Annotated in this window: 13 protein-coding genes; 12 read left to right on the plus strand and 1 reads right to left on the minus strand. The window is 68.8% G+C overall.

Translation table 11 applies throughout. The features are described 5' to 3' along the window. Positions 1-64 precede the first annotated feature (64 nt). The 12 genes from ALI44B_RS01540 (at position 65) to ALI44B_RS01605 (ending at position 16446) form a co-directional block, all read left to right on the plus strand. On the plus strand, positions 65-1183 hold the full coding sequence (locus ALI44B_RS01540; protein ID WP_083709395.1) for a LacI family DNA-binding transcriptional regulator: 1119 nt from the start codon (positions 65-67) through the stop codon (positions 1181-1183). Then, on the plus strand, positions 1180-2133 hold the full coding sequence (locus ALI44B_RS01545; protein WP_077053032.1) for a carbohydrate ABC transporter permease: 954 nt from the start codon (positions 1180-1182) through the stop codon (positions 2131-2133). Before ALI44B_RS01540 ends, ALI44B_RS01545 begins: the two co-directional genes overlap by 4 nt. Beyond that, the gene (locus tag ALI44B_RS01550; protein WP_083709396.1) at positions 2130-3065 is read left to right on the plus strand and encodes a carbohydrate ABC transporter permease; all 936 of its coding nucleotides are present in this window, start codon (positions 2130-2132) and stop codon (positions 3063-3065) included. The genes ALI44B_RS01545 and ALI44B_RS01550 overlap by 4 nt, the downstream gene beginning before the upstream one ends. A gap of 82 nt (positions 3066-3147) precedes the next feature. Continuing rightward, the gene (locus tag ALI44B_RS01555) at positions 3148-4443 is read left to right on the plus strand and encodes an ABC transporter substrate-binding protein (RefSeq protein WP_077053033.1); all 1296 of its coding nucleotides are present in this window, start codon (positions 3148-3150) and stop codon (positions 4441-4443) included. 125 nt (positions 4444-4568) lie between these two features. Beyond that, positions 4569-5774 carry an ADP-ribosylglycohydrolase family protein gene (locus ALI44B_RS01560; protein ID WP_077053034.1) on the plus strand — a complete coding sequence of 402 codons (1206 nt, stop codon included), beginning with the start codon at positions 4569-4571 and terminating at the stop codon, positions 5772-5774. Then, positions 5771-7177: an ADP-ribosylglycohydrolase family protein gene (locus tag ALI44B_RS01565; RefSeq protein ID WP_238591973.1), complete on the plus strand. Its 1407-nt coding sequence runs from the start codon at positions 5771-5773 to the stop codon at positions 7175-7177. The genes ALI44B_RS01560 and ALI44B_RS01565 overlap by 4 nt, the downstream gene beginning before the upstream one ends. 3 nt (positions 7178-7180) lie before the next feature. Next, a complete protein-coding gene (locus ALI44B_RS01570; protein WP_077053035.1) occupies positions 7181-8251 on the plus strand; it encodes a ribokinase in 1071 nt (356 codons plus the stop codon). Beyond that, a complete protein-coding gene (locus ALI44B_RS01575; protein ID WP_077053036.1) occupies positions 8241-10448 on the plus strand; it encodes an SUMF1/EgtB/PvdO family nonheme iron enzyme in 2208 nt (735 codons plus the stop codon). The genes ALI44B_RS01570 and ALI44B_RS01575 overlap by 11 nt, the downstream gene beginning before the upstream one ends. Then, the gene (locus ALI44B_RS01580; RefSeq protein WP_077053037.1) at positions 10445-11653 is read left to right on the plus strand and encodes a CaiB/BaiF CoA transferase family protein; all 1209 of its coding nucleotides are present in this window, start codon (positions 10445-10447) and stop codon (positions 11651-11653) included. Before ALI44B_RS01575 ends, ALI44B_RS01580 begins: the two co-directional genes overlap by 4 nt. A gap of 8 nt (positions 11654-11661) precedes the next feature. Further along, positions 11662-12675, plus strand: a complete 1014-nt coding sequence (locus ALI44B_RS15475; RefSeq protein WP_143458927.1) for an HpcH/HpaI aldolase/citrate lyase family protein — start codon at positions 11662-11664, stop codon at positions 12673-12675. A gap of 59 nt (positions 12676-12734) precedes the next feature. Beyond that, positions 12735-15215 (plus strand): alpha/beta hydrolase-fold protein, encoded by a 2481-nt coding sequence (locus ALI44B_RS01600; protein ID WP_077053038.1) that lies wholly within the window; start codon positions 12735-12737, stop codon positions 15213-15215. Between the two features lie 190 nt (positions 15216-15405). Next, a complete protein-coding gene (locus tag ALI44B_RS01605; protein ID WP_077053885.1) occupies positions 15406-16446 on the plus strand; it encodes an NAD(P)-dependent alcohol dehydrogenase in 1041 nt (346 codons plus the stop codon). 213 nt (positions 16447-16659) lie between these two features. On the opposite strand, the gene ALI44B_RS01610 is transcribed toward ALI44B_RS01605, so the two are convergent. After that, the gene (locus ALI44B_RS01610) at positions 16660-17559 is read right to left on the minus strand and encodes an oxygenase MpaB family protein (RefSeq protein ID WP_077053039.1); all 900 of its coding nucleotides are present in this window, start codon (positions 17557-17559) and stop codon (positions 16660-16662) included. Positions 17560-17609: the final 50 nt, after the last annotated feature.

The raw sequence follows: 17609 nt of genomic DNA on the forward strand, positions 1-17609 counted from the left end.
CTGTAAACGTTCTCGTAAACGTTTACACGCTCTGCGAAACCCTCCAATGACGTAAAGGGATGCCATGTCCGCGACGAAGAAGTCCACGCTCGTGCTCGTCGCCGAGCGCGCGGGCGTGTCGATCGCCTCGGTCAGCCGTGTCATGAACGGGCTGCCCGCCTCCGACGCCATCGTCGAGCGTGTGCAGCGGGCCGCCGACGAGCTCGGTTACGTGCCCGACGCCACCGCGCGATCCCTCAAGGCCGGCAAGACGCAGCAGATCGCCCTCGCGGTCGCGGATGCCGGAAACCCCGTCTACGTCGCCATGATGCACGAGATCTCGCGCGTCGTCACGAAGGCCGGCTACCGCCTCATCCTGTCCTCGACGGGCAGCGAGCCGGGCGACCAGATCGACCTGCTCACGAACCTGAACCGCGGTTTCGCCGATGGCCTCGTCATGAGCCCCCTGAAGGTGACCGACGAGTTGGTCGCCCGCATCCAGGCCAGCCGCCTACCCATCGTCGTCATCGGTTCGCTGCCGGGCGACGTCGAGATCGACAACGTGCGTGCCGACTCGGTGCGGGGCGTCGGCCTGGCGGTCGAGCACCTCGTCGAACAGGGCCGCCAGCGCATCGCCTTCGTCAACGGCCCGGTCGACACCGTTCCGGGTGCCGCCCGACTCGGCGGCTACCTGCGCGCGCTCGACGAGCAGGGCCTGCCGCACAACGCCGACGGGCAGGTCAACGCGCGCGACTTCACCTACAAGGCGGGCCTCAAGGCCGTCACCAAACTGCTCGACCGCTCGACGCCCGACGCCATCGTGTGCGCCAACGACCTGCTCGCCATCGCGGCTATCAAGGTCATCACGGCGCGCGGCCTGCGCGTGCCCGAAGACATTGCGCTCGTCGGCATGGACGACACCGACCTGGCCGAGCTCGCCAACCCCTCGATCACGAGCGTGAACCTCGGCTCGGTCAAGCGTGCAAAGACCGCCGCGAAGCTGCTGCTGCGCCGCCTGGCCGATCCCGACGCACCCGTGCGCCGCGAAGTGATCCAGCCCACGCTCACGATCAGGGAATCGACATCCTCGCCCGCGCGCCCGGCCGTCGACCCCGCCGCGAACCCCGCCCGCCAGGCCGCCGGAGAGATTGCGCCCGTGACCCCCGAAACCACCCGAAACCAGAAGAGGGAACCCTTGCTATGACCTCAACGGTAAGCCCCGCCACTGTCGCCGAGGCTTCCGCTCCCCAGAAACGTCGCCGGTCCTCCGGCGGCTCTCCGGTGAACGGATCCCGCCGCGACGCCTGGCTGCTCGTGCTGCCGGCACTGATCCCGGTCGTGCTGTTCAGCGTGTACCCGCTCGTTCAGGGAATCCTGCTCGGTTTCACCGACGCAAAGGCCGGACTCGGACAGGTCGTGTCGTTCAACGGCGTCGACAACTACACCCGGCTGGCCACCAACGAGCTGTTCTGGAACTCGTTCCGCATCGGCCTGATCTGGGCCTTCGGTGTGACGATCCTGCAGTTCTTCGCCTCCCTCGGGCTGGCGCTGCTTCTGAACCTCAACCTGAAGATGCGCTGGCTCGCCCGCACGCTCGCGCTCGTGCCGTGGGCCATGCCGCCTGTGATCATCGCCATCATGTGGCGCCTCATGCTGAACCCCACCTACGGCCCGATCAACGGCGGGATGCGCGCGCTCGGCCTCCCCGGTGACATCAACTGGCTCGGCGACTTCTCGACCGCCCTGCCCGCCGTCATCGTCGTGGGCGTCTGGGCCGGCATGCCGCAGACCACCATCACGCTGCTCGCCGGACTGCAGAACGTGCCGAGCGAGTTGCACGAGGCCGCCGCCATCGACGGCGCGAGCACGTGGCAACGCTTCTGGCACGTCACGCTGCCGGCGCTCCGACCCATCATCGTCGCCATCACCACGCTCGACCTGATCTGGAACTTCAACTCCTTCGCCCTCGTCTATGTGCTGACGGCCGGCGGACCGGGCGGCCAGACGATGCTGCCCATGCTCTTCGCCTACAACGAGGCGTTCCGCTACGGCAACTTCGGCTACGCCGCCGCGATGGGCAACGTGATGGTCATCGTCATCGCCGCGTTCCTGTTCCTCTATCTCCGCAGCCAGGCAAGGAGCCGTCAGTCATGAGCAACGCCACGGTCACCCCGACGCCCGCCCGCCAGGAGACGGTGCCGCCCGAGACGCCGCGCCGGCGCAAGAGCCAGGACTCAGGCATCCCGCAGAGCCCGATCCAGCGCCGCGTCACCCGGCCGCTGCAATATGTGGCGCTGGCCGGATACATCGTCTTCCTCGGTTTTCCGCTGCTGTTCCTGCTCACCACGGCGTTCAAGACGCCCGCCGAGCTCCAGTCGCCCAACCCGAGCTTCCTGCCCACGAGCCTCAACTTCGACAACTTCATCCAGGCCATCGCCAAGGCGAACCTCGTGCAGGCAGCGGGCAACAGCCTCATCGTGGCCGTTGCGACCACCGTCATCGTCACGCTCATCTCGCTGCCGGCCGCCTATGCGCTCGCCCGGTTCCGCACCAAGCTGCGGTCGATCGCGACGGGGTGGATCCTGCTCAGCCAGGTGTTCCCGTTCATCCTGATCATCATCCCGCTGTTCCTCGTGCTGAAGCAGATCGGCCTGATCAACAACCTGCTGGGGCTGATCCTCGTCTACTCGGTGTGGTCGCTGCCGTTCGCGCTGTGGATGCTGCAGGGCTACGTCGCGGGCATCCCGGTCGAACTCGAAGAGGCCGGCGCGATGGATGGTGGCTCACGCATCCGTGTGCTCGTGTCGATCGTCTTGCCGCTGCTCGCCCCCGGTCTCGTGGCCACGAGCCTCTTCACCTTCATCTCGTCCTGGAACGAGTTCTTCTTCGCCCTCGTGCTCATCCAAGATCCGGCCCTGCAGACCCTGCCCCTCACGCTCGCCCGATTCGTCGGGGCCGAGGGCCAGGTGCAGCTGGGCCAGCTCGCCGCGGCATCGTTGCTCGCCACCATCCCGAGCCTCGTGTTCTTCGCCCTCATCCAGCGCCGACTCACCTCGGGCCTGCTGTCGGGCGCCGTCAAGGGCTAAACGCTTCACCCCGCACTCCAACTTCACCCCGCATCACCACCCGTGTCACAACGCAGTGAAACCACGACAAAGGAGTAACACCATGAGAAAACAAGCCTTGCTCGGCGTCGGCGCCCTTGCGCTGGCCGGCCTGCTGGGCGGCTGCGCCTTCTCCGGCGGCAGCAGCACAGGCGGCGGCGAATCGGAGGGTCCCGTCACGCTGACCTTCCAGAGCCTCGCCTACCAGGACTCCACGGTCGCCGCGACGAAGAAGATCGTCGACGACTGGAACGCCGACAACCCCGACATCCAGGTGAAGCTCACGCAGGGTTCGTGGGACAACGTGCACGACCAGCTGGTCACGCAGTTCCAGGGCGGAACGGCACCCGACATCATCCACGACGAATCCTCCGACATCCTCGGTTTCGCCAACCAGGGTTACCTGGCCGACCTGTCGTCCTACCTGAGCGACGACGTCAAGAAGTCGGTCTCGGATGACGTGTGGAGCACCGTGACCACGGCCGACGGCAAGATCGTCGCCGCCCCCACCCTCTTGCAGACCTACGTCGTCTACGCCAACAAGCAGGCGTTCGCGGATGCCGGCGTCGAGGTTCCCGCGGGCGACGAGCTCACGTGGGACGACCTGCAGAAGGTCTCGAAAGAGCTGACGGCCGACGGCAAGTTCGGCGTCGGCTGGGGCCTCAAGCAGCCCACGGCCGCCATCATGAACACGGCCCTCGGCTATGACGGCACCTTCTTCGACGTGGCCGACGACGGCTCGGCGAAGATCGACGTGGGCGACGACGAACTCGCCGTGCCCGAGAAGATCCACGCCATGGCCTATGACGACGCCTCGCTCGACCCCGTGACCCTCACGCAGTCGGGTTCGGATGTGCTGCCCGGCTTCCTCGGCGGCAAGTACGCCATGTACGTGGGCGGCAACTTCCTCGCCCAGCAGATCACCGAGACGGCACCCGAGGGCTTCGACTGGACGGTCCTGCCGCCCCTCGCCGGCAGCGACGGACCCGTGCAGGCCGCCAACCCGCAGACCATGTCGGTCGCCGCGGAGTCGAAGCACCCCGAACAGGCCGCCGAGTTCATCAACTACTTCATGAACGCCGACAACCAGGCCGCGCTCGCGCAGGGCGACTGGCTCATCCCGTCGTCCTCCGACGCACGCGACAAGGTGGCCGAGCAGACGGCCGACCAGACCGGCTGGAAGGAACTGCTCGCCACGGGTGAAGACCTGAAGGGCGCCCCGTTCCAGAAGGCCACGAACTACCCGCAGTGGAAGGACCAGTTCGCGACCCCGGGCCTGCAGCAGTACTTCTCCAACTCGATCTCGCTCGACGAGCTGAAGAAGCAGCTCACCGACGGTTGGTCGTCGATCGGCGGTTAGCCGCACACGGTCGGCGGGGCGGATGCCTGCAGCCCACGCATCCGCCCCGCTGGCCGCTGCTGACCGGCCCGCCGACCGCCCGGCCGGCCCCACACACTCAACGCACGAACAAGGAGACGACGCAGATGGATCTGCTCGAGGACAAAGCAACCGGAGCCTTAGCGGGCGCAGCCGTCGGAGACGCGCTCGGGGGAGCGGCGGAGGGCAACACGCCCGAGGCCATCCAGGAGCGTTACGACGGGTTCATCGAGGGGATCGTTCCGCCGTTCCTCGCCGATTGGAAGAACGCTCGACCCATCGCGCCCTATCACAAGGGCGACGGGCACATCACGGACGACACCCTCATGACCACGGCGCTCGTCGACGTCTACGACACCGTGCGCGCCCACCTCGACGCCTACTCGGTGGCCGACCACCTGGTGCCGTTGCTGATCGGCGAGAAGCGCTGGATTCCCGAGCTCGAGGCCGAGAACATTCTGCTGCAGCGCATTTTCCTGGCCGAGAAGTGGCTCGTCGCGCGCATCCACTACGGCCACATCGACCCGCGCGAGGCCGGCGTCGGCAACATCGTCAACTGTGGTGCGACCATGTATGCGGCGCCCATCGGCATCGCCAACGCGGGGTCGCCCGACGGCGCCTACGCCGAAGCCATCGACGTCGCGGGCGCCCACCAGTCGAGCTATGGCCGCGAGGCCGCCGGCGTCTATGCCGCGTGTGTCGCCGAGGCCATGCTGCCAGGGGCCACCGTCGACGACGTCATCGAGACTGCTTTGCGCCTGGCCAAGGACGGCACGTGGGACGCCATCGACGCCGTCGTGACCGCCGCCTCGGGGGCACTCGGCGACGCGGGCGGCTTCGCCACGGATGGCTGGCGCACCTCGCTCGCGCTGCTGCGACGCGCCGTCGAACCCTACGACACCGTCGGACCGAACTACCGGGCGCCGGCACGCGACGCCCGCATCCCGAGCCGCACCAAGTCGATCGAGGAGTTGCCCATCGCGCTCGGCATGCTCGTGCTCGCCGGTGGCGACTACCGCGACAGCGTGCTCGGATCGATCAACTACGGCCGCGACTCTGACTCGATCGCCGTCATGGCGGGGTCGATCGCGGGGGCTTTGGGCGGAGCATCCGTCGTGCCCACCGAGTGGATCGAGGGCGTGTCGGCGGGAAGCGCCATCGACATCACGGCGACCGGCCCGCGCATGGCGCGCATCGCCCGCGACATCTGGGCGAAGGACCGCGCGCGGTTCGAGGCGCAGCAGAGTGCCGTGGATGCTTTGACCGCCGAGGTTGCCGCCGACCCGGCGCGTCGGGAGCGTGAGCACGCGTGATCCGCCTGAGCTGGACCCAGCCAGAAGACCTCGTGCCGCATGCCCTGCGGGCCGCCCAGATCGACGGTGTGGATGCCGCGACACTGGCTGCCGCGCGGGTGCGGTGGCTGGCGGCGGGTGGGTCCGATATCGCGCCCGTGAGCGGGGCGACGCCGGAACGTGCGTCGGCCGAGTTGCGGGCGCTGGGGCGCGAGATGTTGGCCGAGACCGACACGTGGGAGGTGTCGCCCGAGATCGCGGCGAACGAACCCGACGGCTTCGATGAGATCATCGCTTCGGCTTCGGCTTCGGCTTCGGCTTCGGCTTCGGCTTCCGGCCCGGTTGTGGCCTCGCCTTCGGCCTCCTCTTCCTCCGACCTCGCCGACCGCGTGCACGGCGCGTGGCTCGGCCGGGCCGCCGGATGCCTGCTGGGCAAGCCCGTCGAGAAAATCCCGCGCGAGGGCATCCGTGCCATCGCCGAATCGACGGGCAACTGGCCGATCGCGGGCTACTTCACCGAACGCGGACTCGACGATGAGATCGCCCGGCGTTACCCCTGGAACCGCCGCAGCCGCCCGACGAGCCTCGTCGATAACATCGACGGTATGCCCGAGGACGACGACCTCAACTTTCCGTTGATCGCGCTCGACCTGCTCGAACGCCTGGGCCGCGAATTCACGACCGACGACGTCGCGCAATCGTGGCTCGCCAACCTGCCCGGGGGGCGCGTCTTCACGGCCGAGCGCATCGTCTATCGCAACCTGCTCGACGGCTACGAGCCCGACGAGGCCGGCCGCGTCGCGAACCCGTTCCAGGACTGGATCGGCGCGCAGATCCGCACCGATGTGTACGGCTGGGTCTCGCCCGGTGACGCCCGCGAAGCCGCACGGCTCGCCTACGCCGACGCGCGCCTCAGCCACTCCCGCAACGGCGTCTACGGCGCGATGTTCGCAGCGGCGTGCTGCTCGGCGGCGCTCGTCGCGTCGAACGTTCACGAGGTCATCCACGCGGGACTGGGCGTCATTCCGGCCCGGAGTCGTTACGCGGCCGCCATCCGGCGAGGAGCCGAACTGGGCGCGTCGGACCTGTCCCTCGACGACGCACTCGATGCCATCTACGACGACTACGGCGACCTGCACTGGGTGCACGCCGTCAACAACTCGGCCCTGCTGGCCTTCGCGCTCGTGCGCGGTGACGGCGACTACGCGCGCACCATCACGACGGCCGTCTCGGGCGGCTGGGACACCGATTCGGTGGGTGCCACGGCCGGATCGATCGCCGGTGCCCTCACGGGGGCCCGCGGCCTGCCCGCCGCCTGGATCGAGCCGCTGCACAACCGCCTCGCCACGAGCGTTCCGGGTTTCGACGCCGTGACCTTCGACGCGCTGGCCGCGCGCACGCTGGCGCTCGTGCGGGAGGCTTGAACCATGACCGTCACCGTTCTCGGAAGCGCCAACCTCGACCTCGTCTACCGCGTCGAGAAGATCCCCGCCCCGGGTGAGACCGTGCTCGCCACGGGTTTCGCCGAACATCCGGGCGGCAAGGGCAACAACCAGGTCATCGCCGTCGCGCGGGCCGGAGCATCCGTCACGTTCGTGGCCGCCCTCGGTTCGGACGCCGCCGCCGAAACGCTCACCGACCAGCTGCACGCGGATGGTGTCACCACGCTCATTCGCACGGTCGACGCCCCGACCGGCACGGCGCTCATCACGGTCGACGACGGCGCCGAGAACAGCATCGTCGTGAACTCGGGCGCCAACGCGCTGCTCGTCGACCTCGACGAACGTGAGGAACAGGCCATCCGAGACGCCGACGTGTTGCTCATGCAGCTCGAGACCCCGGTCGAAACCGTGCAGTGGGCGGCCCAGATCGCTCGGGATGCCGGCACCACCGTCGTTCTCAACGCCGCGCCCATTCTCGACCTGCCGTCGGCCGTGCTCGAGGCCCTCGACATCCTGATCGTCAACGAGCACGAGGCGGCTGCCCTGGCCCGGTTCGCGGGGATCGATGTGGGGACTGAATGCGAGGCTGACTCGTTGCAGGCGCACAACCGACTCGCGGCGGCTCTCACCGAACTGGTTCCCGTCGTCGTCGTGACGATCGGGGCCGCCGGGGCCATCGTGGCGCAGCGAGGCGCTGACAACACTCGGCACATCGCCGGCCGCCGGGTCACGGCAACCGACACGACGGGCGCGGGCGACACCTTCTGTGGAGCGTTCGTCGCCGCGCTCGACGCGACCCGAACTGGCACCGACGTATCGCCGACCGATCCCGCGGCCTCCGATCCTGCGGCATCCGATTCCGCGTCGTCCGACCCTGCGGCGTCCGACGCCGGCGCTCTGAGCGACGGCGTTGCAGCTGCGCGCTCGACGCCCATCGACGCCGACGCTCTCGAAGGCGCCGCTCTCTTCGCCACGGCCGCCGCCGCGCTCTCGGTACAGCGATCCGGCGCCGTGCCCTCCATCCCGAATCGCCAGGAGATCGACGATGCACTCTGACACGACCGTGCGCCCGGATGCGCCGGCACACGACCCCGACGAAGCGCACACCAACGGCCTGAACCCGCTCGTGCCGCGCCCGATCGACCGCCCCACCGAGCTGCCCCTGCCGGGTGACGGACGCGATGAGCTCGACCCCGCCGTGGGCGATATCGCCAAGATCTTCAGCGCCCCGAGCGACCCCGCCGACTGGCCCGCTTGGCGCGAGGCCCTCGCCGCCTGGCGCGACGATGCCCGCGCCCGCCTCGCCTACTCGGGTGAGGCCTATGACCGCCCCGACCAGCGCTGGACAAGTAGTTGCTACAGCGTCGCGCTCGTGTGGTTGTGGGATGAGCGTCTCTTCGATCGCGCCACCTCGCGCTTCACGGTCGAGGCGTTCCTCGAGCGCACGGCCGACCACGGCGGCTTTGACGGCGTCGTGTTGTGGCACGCCTACCCCGTCATCGGCATCGACAACCGCAACCAGTTCGACTTCTACCGCGAGGTGCCCGGCATGGCGGATGTCGTGGCCGAGTTCCAGCGGCGCGGCATCCGGGTCTTCATCAACTACAACCCGTGGGATACCGGCACGCGGCGGCCGGACGGCGACGACCCGACCGAGCTCGCCGCTCTCGTGGGTGAACTCGGGGTGGACGGTGTCTTTCTCGACACGCTCAAACAGGCCGACGACTCGCTCGTCACGGCACTGCGTTCCGCCAGACCGCCTCAGGTTTTGGAGGGGGAGTCGCGCGTTCCGAACGAACGCATCGCCGACCATCAGCTGAGCTGGGCTCAGTGGTTCGCCGACAGCAATGCCCCGGGCGTCATGCGCGCGCACCTCTTCGAGCAGCGGCACATGATGCACTCGACGAGGCGCTGGAACCGCGACCACTCGGCCGAACTGCAGTCAGCCTGGATGAATGGCACGGGCATGCTCGTGTGGGACACCGTCTTCGGCGTCTGGGTGGGCTGGAACGAACGCGACAAGGCCACCCTTCGCTCGATGCTGCGCGTGCAGCGCGCCTTCACCGACGTCTTCAGCCGCGGTGACTGGCAGCCGCTGGCGGGCGGCACCGACGCGGCCATCGCGGCGGGTGTGTACACGAGCACCTACCGGCTCGGGTCGATGACGCTCTACACGCTCGTGAACCGCGGCGACAGCGACTATCGCGGCGAGGCTGTCGCGGCGCTGGTGGGTGGGCTCCCGTCCGACGGATCGCGCGCCTACGATCTGTGCGCCGGCGTCGAGCTTGATGATGCTCAGGTGTCGGTGCCCGCACGGGGCGTGACAGCCGTGCTCGTCACGATGGATGCCGTAGCCCAGACATCCGGCGGCCGTGTCGATGCGTTCGCTTCCGCATCAGCTCCTGCTTCCGCTTCGGCTTCCACGCCGTTCGGGCTTGGCCAGGCCGAGCTTTCCGCGCTGCTGGCCGAGGCGGCCGACGACCGTGCCTGTTCCGCCGAGCTGCGGGACAGCATGCCCGATTGGTCGGCATTCCCCGCGCGTATCGCTCGGCGCACGCTGCCCGAGCAATCCCGGTTCACGGGCGCGGGCTCACACGTCGGCGTGGTTCCCGTGGCCGCCGGCGATTACGCGCTTCCGTTCCGCTATCGCCGTCGCGAGACAGGTACGTATCAGGGCGCCCCTTACGTCGAAGAGTGGAAGCCCCTCGCACCGCGCCTGCACGACGACCGCGAAGAGATCATCGAGGTCACGCTCGGCGCCGCTTCGGTGGCCGCCCGCGAGGTGACCGTCGCCGAGTTCACGCGTTTCGTCGCCGAGACGGGCTATCAACCGGCCTCGTCGAACCGATTCCTGGTCGGAACGGCGTCGGGCTCCAGTCATCCGGATGTCGCGGTGACGGGTGTCTCGCTCGACGACGCCCGCGCCTACGCCGCCTGGGCCGGTGCGCGCCTGCCGACCGAATTCGAGTGGCAGGTTGCGGCCGAGCAGCCGGGGTTCGAACGCATCCGCCCGCTCGTGTGGAACTGGACGGAGAGCGAACACACCGACGGCATCACGCGGTTCAGCATGCTGAAGGGCGGCTCGGACTATGAAGCGCCCGGCTCGGATTGGTATGTCGACGGCGGCGAGCGCGAGCCCGCCTTCAGCCTGAAGTTCCTAGCGACGGGACTCGGGATCGACCGCTCACCGCACATCGGGTTCCGCCTGGCGTGGGACACCGTCGACGTGGACGACGAGGGAGGAACCCGATGACGCAGACCTCGTCGTCGCGCCCGCTGCCTCTCGCGGATGTGCGCGTGCTCGACATCTCGACGCTGTTCGCGGGTCCGCTGGCGGCGACCTTCCTCGGCGATTTCGGGGCCGATGTGATCAAGGTGGAGCATCCGACCAAACCCGACGCGGCCCGCGGTCACGGCCCGGCGCGCGACGGCATCAACCTGTGGTGGAAGACTCTCGGGCGCAACAAAAGGACTCTTACGCTCAATCTCGGTCAAGCCGAGGGTGCCGAGCTCCTGCTGCAGCTCGTGCGCGACGCCGATGTGCTGGTCGAGAACTTCCGGCCGGGCACGCTCGAGCGCTGGGGGCTCGGCCCCGAACAGTTGCTGGCCGCCAACCCGCGGCTCGTCATCGCGCGCGTGACGGCTTTCGGGCAGATCGGTCCGTATGCGGGTCGCCCCGGGTTCGGGTCGCTCGCCGAGGCGATGAGCGGTTTCGCGGCCCTCACGGGTGAACCCGACGGCCCGCCGACGTTGCCGCCCTTCGGCCTTGCCGACGGGATCGCCGCCCTCGCAACGGCCTACGCCATCATGGTGGCGCTGCGGCAGGCCGAGGCCACGGGCACAGGCCAGGCCATCGATATGGCCATCATCGAACCGATCCTCATGTTGTTGGGCGGACAGATCACGGCCTACGACCAGCTCGGCCGCGTGCAGCCGCGCACGGGCAACCGGTCGGTGAACAACGCTCCGCGCAACGTCTATCGCACGGCCGACGGCGACTGGGTGGCCGTGTCGACGAGTTCGCAGTCGATCGCCGAACGCGTGATGACTCTCGTCGGACGCCCCGATGTCGTCGACGAGCCCTGGTTCGCCTCCGGCCACAGCCGCGCTGAGCACGCCGACGAACTCGACGCGGCCGTCTCGGCGTGGATCGCCGAACGCTCGACCGATGACGTCGTCTCGAGTTTCGAGCAGGCCAACGCGGCCGTCGCCCGGGTGCTCGATGTCGCCGGCGTGATGGCCGACCCGCAATACGAGGCCATCGGAACCATCCGTACGGTCGAGGACGACGACCTTGGACCGGTGAAGATGCAGAACGTGTTGTTCCGGCTGTCCGAGACGCCCGGGGACATCCGCTTCACGGGCCGCTCACACGGTGCCGATACCGCGGCGGTTCTCGACGAGATCGGCGTGACGCCCGAGCAACTGGCCGCGCTGCGGGAACGGGGGATCGTATGAACGACCGGATGCCTGACTTCCCGCCGATCACGGGTCTGTATGTGCCCGGCCACCGCTCCGACCGCTTCGAGCGGGCCTTCACGTCGGGCGCCGATCTCGTCATCCTCGACCTGGAGGATGCCGTACCGGTGGCGCAGAAGGCTGAGGCGCGCGAGACGATCGTGGCGGCGTTTGCCGAGCGGGGCGCGGGTCTCCGCGACGAGAGAAGCGGCAAAGCCGAGGTCACAGCCGATGCCGATGCCGATGCCGATGCCGATGCCGATGCCGATACGGATGCTGACGCCGATACGGATGCCGATGCCGATGCCGATGCGCGAGGGAGCCTCGGTGCGCGCGGAGAGACGCTCATCCAGGTGCGGGTGAACGCCGGTCCGTTCCTCGCTGACGACCTCGCGGCCATCGCCCCAATCTTGCAGACAGACGGGGCCGCGCGCCCGGTTGAGATCAGGCTGCCGAAAGTCGAGGCGGCCTCGGACGTGGATCGCGTCATCCACCTGCTGGACGATGTCAGCCCGGGCTGTGGCCAGCACATCGCCGTGACGGCCATTCTCGAGACGGCTCTGGGCGTCGAACGGGCCCTTGAGATCGCGTCGCACCCCGCGGTGACCCGTTTGGCCCTGGGGGAGTCTGACCTGGCGAGCGACCTCGCCACCCGGCATCCGGATGTCATCGGCTACGCCCGCACGCGTGTGCTGTTCGCTGCCCGCGCCGCCGGTCTCGACGCGCCCATGATGTCGGCCTACCCCGATATCCGCGACCAGGCGGGTTTGCGTGCCGACACCGCCGATGGGGCAACCCGAGGATGGCTCGGGCGCGTGGCCATCCATCCGACTCAGCTTGCTGTCATCGCGAGCGCTTTCCGACCCGAGCCGGCCGAGGTCGTCTGGGCCGAACAGGTGCTCGAGGCCATGCGCGACGGGGGAGTGACGACTCTGGCGAGCGGCGAGATGGTAGACCCCGCCATGATCGGGCGGGCCCGCAGCATCATCGCGCGGAAGAACGCCACCGCAGCCGTCACCTGAGCAGTCCTCCTCCATCACCCACAACCGAATACCTCACAACCGAATCATCAGGAGCCACAATGTCGTGGAAATCATCCGCTAGCCTCGCCGCAAGTCTCGCCCTGGCCGGCGCGCTGGCCCTCGCCGGCACGTCGTCGGCAACGGCCGTCTCGAGCGCGACCGCGCTCGCCGAGCCGACGTTCGGCCTGGCGAAAACCGCCGCCGCGCCCACCAGCCAGCTCGTCCCGGGGCATGTCGACACCGACACCGTCGCGGGCGGCATCGACTACACGACCTACCTGCCCGCCGGTTTCGACGCCGACGCCGCCGAGCGCTACCCGACGCTCTACCTGCTGCACGGCCGCGGCGACACGCAGGCCGCGTGGCAGCAGGTCGCCCCGAAGCTCGACTCGATGATTGCCGACGGCCAGGTGCCGCCGCTCATCGTCGTCATGCCCGACGCGCCCTGGTCGGGCCGAGGCAGCTACTACGTCGACTCGCTCTACACCGGAGGGGCCGCCAACACCACGCCGGGCCAGGCCGTCGAGACGGCGTTCACGACCGACCTCGTCGACCACATCGACGCCACTTACCCCACCGTCGACGACCGCGCGGGCCGAGCTGTCGGCGGCTACTCGATGGGCGGCGCCGGAGCCCTGCGCTTCGCAACCGCCCACCAGGATCTGTTCTCGTCGGCGCTCGTGTTGTCACCCGCCGTCTACGTGCCGAGCACACCCGTCGATTCCTCCACGCGCGAATTCGGCGCCTACGGTCGCGGCGACGCCCTCTACGACGAGGCCCGCTACCAGGAGCTCGCCTACCCGGCCGCGCTCGACGCCTTCGACCCCGCGCTGCCCGTCCACCTGTTCATCGCTGTCGGCGACGACGAATACGCCAACCCGAAGCCTGAAGACGCCATCCACGACCTCGACTACGAGGCCGCAACGCTGTACAACCGGGCGAAACGGGTCCCCGGCATCACGGCCGAGATGCGCACGTACGACGGCGGCCACGATTGGGATGTCTGGGCGCGCGGTTTTGCCGAGGGCCTCACCGACATCGGCCCCCGCCTCTCGACCACTCCTCCCACTCCGTTCACGGGATCGCAAACGGGTTCGGCAGGCGACGATCGCGCGAGCGGCATCCTCACCCTGGCCGACGGCAGCGTCGTCGAGGCGATAACCGCGGCGGGGGATGCCTGGGGCCACAGCTCGGCGGGCGGCACCGACATCCTCGTGCAGAAGCGGTCGTCGGCGGGCGCCGTGCAGTGGACGACGGCCATCGCGTCGCCGCTCAACGAACGCGCCTACGGCCTCGTCGAAGGTGAGGATGGTTCGGTGATCGTGGGCGGCTATCAGCGCGTCGATCACGCCGGCGCGCAGAACGACGACGTGCTCGCGGCCGCGCTCTCGACCGACGGCACAGTCCTCTGGACGACCACGGCGGGCGACCCGGCGGCCGCCGACCGGGCCTACGCGATCGTCGGTGACGGTGCGGGCGGAGCGTTCCTCGCGGGTTACACCTCCGGCCGAGTCGGCGACGCAATCCCGGCCGGTGACAAGGATGCTCTGGTTATGCACGTGGGCCGCGACGGCGCCGTGGCGAGCACCCATCAATTCGGCGGCGCGGGCGAAGATAAAACGCTTGCAATCGCGCGCTCCGAGGACGGCCGGTTGGCCCTTGGCGGTGTCACGACGGGCGCGATGCCCAGCACAACCGCCCACGGCGGAACGGATGGCTGGTTAGCCGGTTTCGGCAACGATCTGGCCGCCGGGCCGACCTTCGTCACGCAGATCGGCACCGACTCGTCTGATCAGGTCAGCGCCCTGCTCGCGCGCGGCAGCAGCTGGCAGGCCGCCGGTTTCACAGGCGGAGCGCTGGCGACGACACCGTCGGCGGGCGGCAACGACGCGTTCGTCGCCGACGTCGACGGCGCGGGCACGGTCTCGGGCATGCGGCAATACGGCACCCCGGGTGACGACCGTACGGCGGCGCTCGTCGCGGGCGCAGACGGCGCGACGCTGTTGGTCGGCCACACCGACGGCCGGTTCCAAGCATCCGCGGGGAGCGTCGACGTCTTCGCGCTCGATCTCGCGGCGGGCGGAAACATCCGAACCGCGACGCAGTTCGGCAGCGTGGCGCGTGATGGCGCCGACGAATACGACGAAGCGAACCTGTTCGCGGCGGCGGCAGGTGCCGACACGGTTCAGATTCAAGGCCTCACGTATGGGGCGGTCGAGGGTGTCACCAACGCGGGCGGGGGCGACGTCTTCCTGTCGACCGTGGCCTTCGCCGTGCTCGAGGCCCCGGGCGAGCCGAGCACCCCGACCACACCCACCTCTCCGGCCGTGCCGGGCGGACCGGACATGGGCGGCGGCACCGCGGGTAACGGCAACGGCGCCGGAGTCTCCCCAGCTAATTCGACGGCGAGCGCCCTAGCCTTCTCGGGCACCCAGCTCGGTCAGATCGCCGCATTCGCTCTCCTCGCGCTCGGCGCAGGAGCAGTACTGGCGCTTCGCCGTCACCGCGCACACGGCCCTCTGGCAACCCCTGTTCGCTGACCCGGCCACCCGGCGCACGGCCACTCCTGGCCACCACCGCTTGGGGGCCCTCCTCCCTGAGCCGCGCCGAGACCTCGACTCTGCCTCGCGCTGCCGTCAACCCGTTTAGTTGAACGGCCCGCCGCGATACCGTCGAAGATGAGCGGCGTTCACCGAAGCACCCGATACATACGAAACCGAAGGGATGACGATGAAAGCGTTGCAGTACACGAAGATCGGGTCGAAGCCAGAGGTCGTGGACATCCCCATCCCGACGGTCGGCCCCGGACAGGTGCTCCTCAAGGTGACCGCCGCGGGCGTCTGCCACTCCGACGAGTTCATCATGAGTCTTCCCGAGGATCAGTACATCTACGGACTGCCGCTCACGCTCGGCCACGAGGGCACGGGCGTCGTGCACGAGCTCGGCGAAGGCGTCGAGCACCTCTCGGTCGGCGACGCCGTCGCGGTCTACGGTCCCTGGGGTTGCGGCCGCTGCCACAACTGTTCCGAGGGCAAAGAGAACTATTGCACCAACGCCGCCGCCGAGGGCATCACCCCTCCCGGCCTCGGTTCGCCCGGCTCGATGGCCGAGTACATGCTCATCGACGACCCGCGGCACCTCGTCCCGCTCGGCGACCTCGACCCCGCCAAGAACGTCTCGCTGACGGATGCCGGCCTTACCCCGTATCACGCCATCAAGCAGTCGCTGCCGAAGCTCGGCGCCGGTTCGACGGCCGTCGTCATCGGTACGGGCGGCCTCGGGCACGTGGGCATCCAGATCATCCGTGCGCTCTCCGGCGCCACCGTGATCGCCCTCGACGTCAACGACGAGAAGCTCGCGCTGGCGAAAGAGGTCGGCGCACACCACGCCATCCTGAGCGACAAGAACGCCGTCGACACGATCAAAGAGTTGACGGATGGCCTGGGCGCTGAGGCCGTCTTCGACTTCGTGGGTGTGCAGCCGACCGTCGAGATCGCGACCGCGTCGGTGGCAACGGGCGGTGACGTCACGATCGTGGGTATCGGCGGCGGAACGGCCTCGGTCGGCTTCGGCACGATCGCCTACGACGCGGCACTGCGCGTGCCGTACTGGGGTTCGCGCGGCGAACTCATCGAGGTTCTCGACATGGCCCGCCGCGGTCAGCTGAGCGTCGAAACCGAAACGTTCAGCATCGACGACGGCCCGAAGGCCTACGAGCGCCTGCACGAGGGCTCGATCCGCGGCCGCGCGGTCATCTTGCCCAACGGCTAACCGTAGCCGCAACAGTTCGCGTCCGGTGGGGTCGTCGTTTGATGCGACGGCCCCACCGGCTTCTTGGGCTCAGATGTCCATAGCCTGCGTCGCCCCGACTGAACTTCGTCGAATTCGCCGCGAAACGCTTTCCGGCGAAGAACTTCTCTTCCGCTCACGATCCCGGACTCCTGGGCGCCATCGCGGGTGATGGGCCAGTCCGGCCGCGATGTGTCAGACTGCGGTCGACCGGAGTGACGCGATCCGCTTGCGCGCAGCCCGCTCGGATGTCGAGCTCGGCCCGAGCACGATTCGCACGAGCCCCAACACGAGGCGAGTCGCCGTGACGACGGGCAGCGGCGATCGCTTGAGCCCCAGCATCTGCCGATACTCGCGAGGGATGGTGGCGACGGCGCCCGCGAACATGACGCGATAGGCCGGCATCATCCCCTTGCGTAGCGGCGGATTGCGAATGAACCTCACGGCCTCGTCGACGCGTTCGCCGCCCATCAGCGTGCCGTCGGCGCGGAACGCCTCGAGCTGAGCGCGCAGCTCAGCCTCGCTGTGCGGCGCGTCAGCGACACCGATCAGCTCGCCCGCCGTGGCCCATTCGTCGACATAACGATCGGCACCGCCCGGGATGCTGCCACCCCACGTCTCGTGCGACCGCAAGAACGCGTCGGTGAACACGACGTGCACCCACGAGAGAAGCTCGGCATCGCCCGCCGCGTAGGGCCGCTCTTCGCCGCGAGCATCGACATACGTGCCGACCACGCGATCGTGGAAGCGCCCCACCCGCGTCGACGCCTGCTGAGCCAAAGCCCGATCGCCATAGGTCACCGTGAGCAACCACTGAATGGTGCCCGACAGCCGCCCGAGCGGATCTTCCTGATAACGCGACCAATCGTGCACGCCCGCCATGGCCCCCGGGTGCAACGTCTGCATGAGCAATGCTCGAATGCCGGCGACCATCGTCGAGATGCCGGCGTGCACGGTCCACGACGCCGACCCGGGCCCGAAGTATCCGGCGTCATTGCCCGTCTCGAGCGACTCGACCCAGTAGGGGCGCCCGTCGTCGTCGCCCGACAGCGTCGACAGGAGATGCGATCTCCACACGTTCGTGAGTGTGCCCATAGGGCGACGTTAACCCCCACCCCTGACACCCGCATGGGAGTGCGAGGGTA

This window comes from Leifsonia sp. ALI-44-B (assembly GCF_001984125.1).
In the GTDB taxonomy this organism is placed as follows: Bacteria; Actinomycetota; Actinomycetes; order Actinomycetales; family Microbacteriaceae; genus Okibacterium.

What these genes read in the sequence shown, in the direction of transcription:
- ALI44B_RS01605 (WP_077053885.1), top strand. Translation starts at nt 15,406, where the DNA reads ATGAAAGCGTTGCAGTACACGAAGATCGGGTCGAAGCCAGAGGTCGTG.
- ALI44B_RS01575 (WP_077053036.1), top strand. Translation starts at nt 8,241, where the DNA reads ATGCACTCTGACACGACCGTGCGCCCGGATGCGCCGGCACACGACCCC.
- ALI44B_RS01570 (WP_077053035.1), top strand. Translation starts at nt 7,181, where the DNA reads ATGACCGTCACCGTTCTCGGAAGCGCCAACCTCGACCTCGTCTACCGC.
- ALI44B_RS01560 (WP_077053034.1), top strand. Translation starts at nt 4,569, where the DNA reads ATGGATCTGCTCGAGGACAAAGCAACCGGAGCCTTAGCGGGCGCAGCC.
- ALI44B_RS01555 (WP_077053033.1), top strand. Translation starts at nt 3,148, where the DNA reads ATGAGAAAACAAGCCTTGCTCGGCGTCGGCGCCCTTGCGCTGGCCGGC.
- ALI44B_RS01545 (WP_077053032.1), top strand. Translation starts at nt 1,180, where the DNA reads ATGACCTCAACGGTAAGCCCCGCCACTGTCGCCGAGGCTTCCGCTCCC.
- ALI44B_RS01610 (WP_077053039.1), bottom strand. Translation starts at nt 17,559, where the DNA reads ATGGGCACACTCACGAACGTGTGGAGATCGCATCTCCTGTCGACGCTG.
- ALI44B_RS01580 (WP_077053037.1), top strand. Translation starts at nt 10,445, where the DNA reads ATGACGCAGACCTCGTCGTCGCGCCCGCTGCCTCTCGCGGATGTGCGC.
- ALI44B_RS01550 (WP_083709396.1), top strand. Translation starts at nt 2,130, where the DNA reads ATGAGCAACGCCACGGTCACCCCGACGCCCGCCCGCCAGGAGACGGTG.
- ALI44B_RS01600 (WP_077053038.1), top strand. Translation starts at nt 12,735, where the DNA reads ATGTCGTGGAAATCATCCGCTAGCCTCGCCGCAAGTCTCGCCCTGGCC.
- ALI44B_RS15475 (WP_143458927.1), top strand. Translation starts at nt 11,662, where the DNA reads ATGCCTGACTTCCCGCCGATCACGGGTCTGTATGTGCCCGGCCACCGC.
- ALI44B_RS01540 (WP_083709395.1), top strand. Translation starts at nt 65, where the DNA reads ATGTCCGCGACGAAGAAGTCCACGCTCGTGCTCGTCGCCGAGCGCGCG.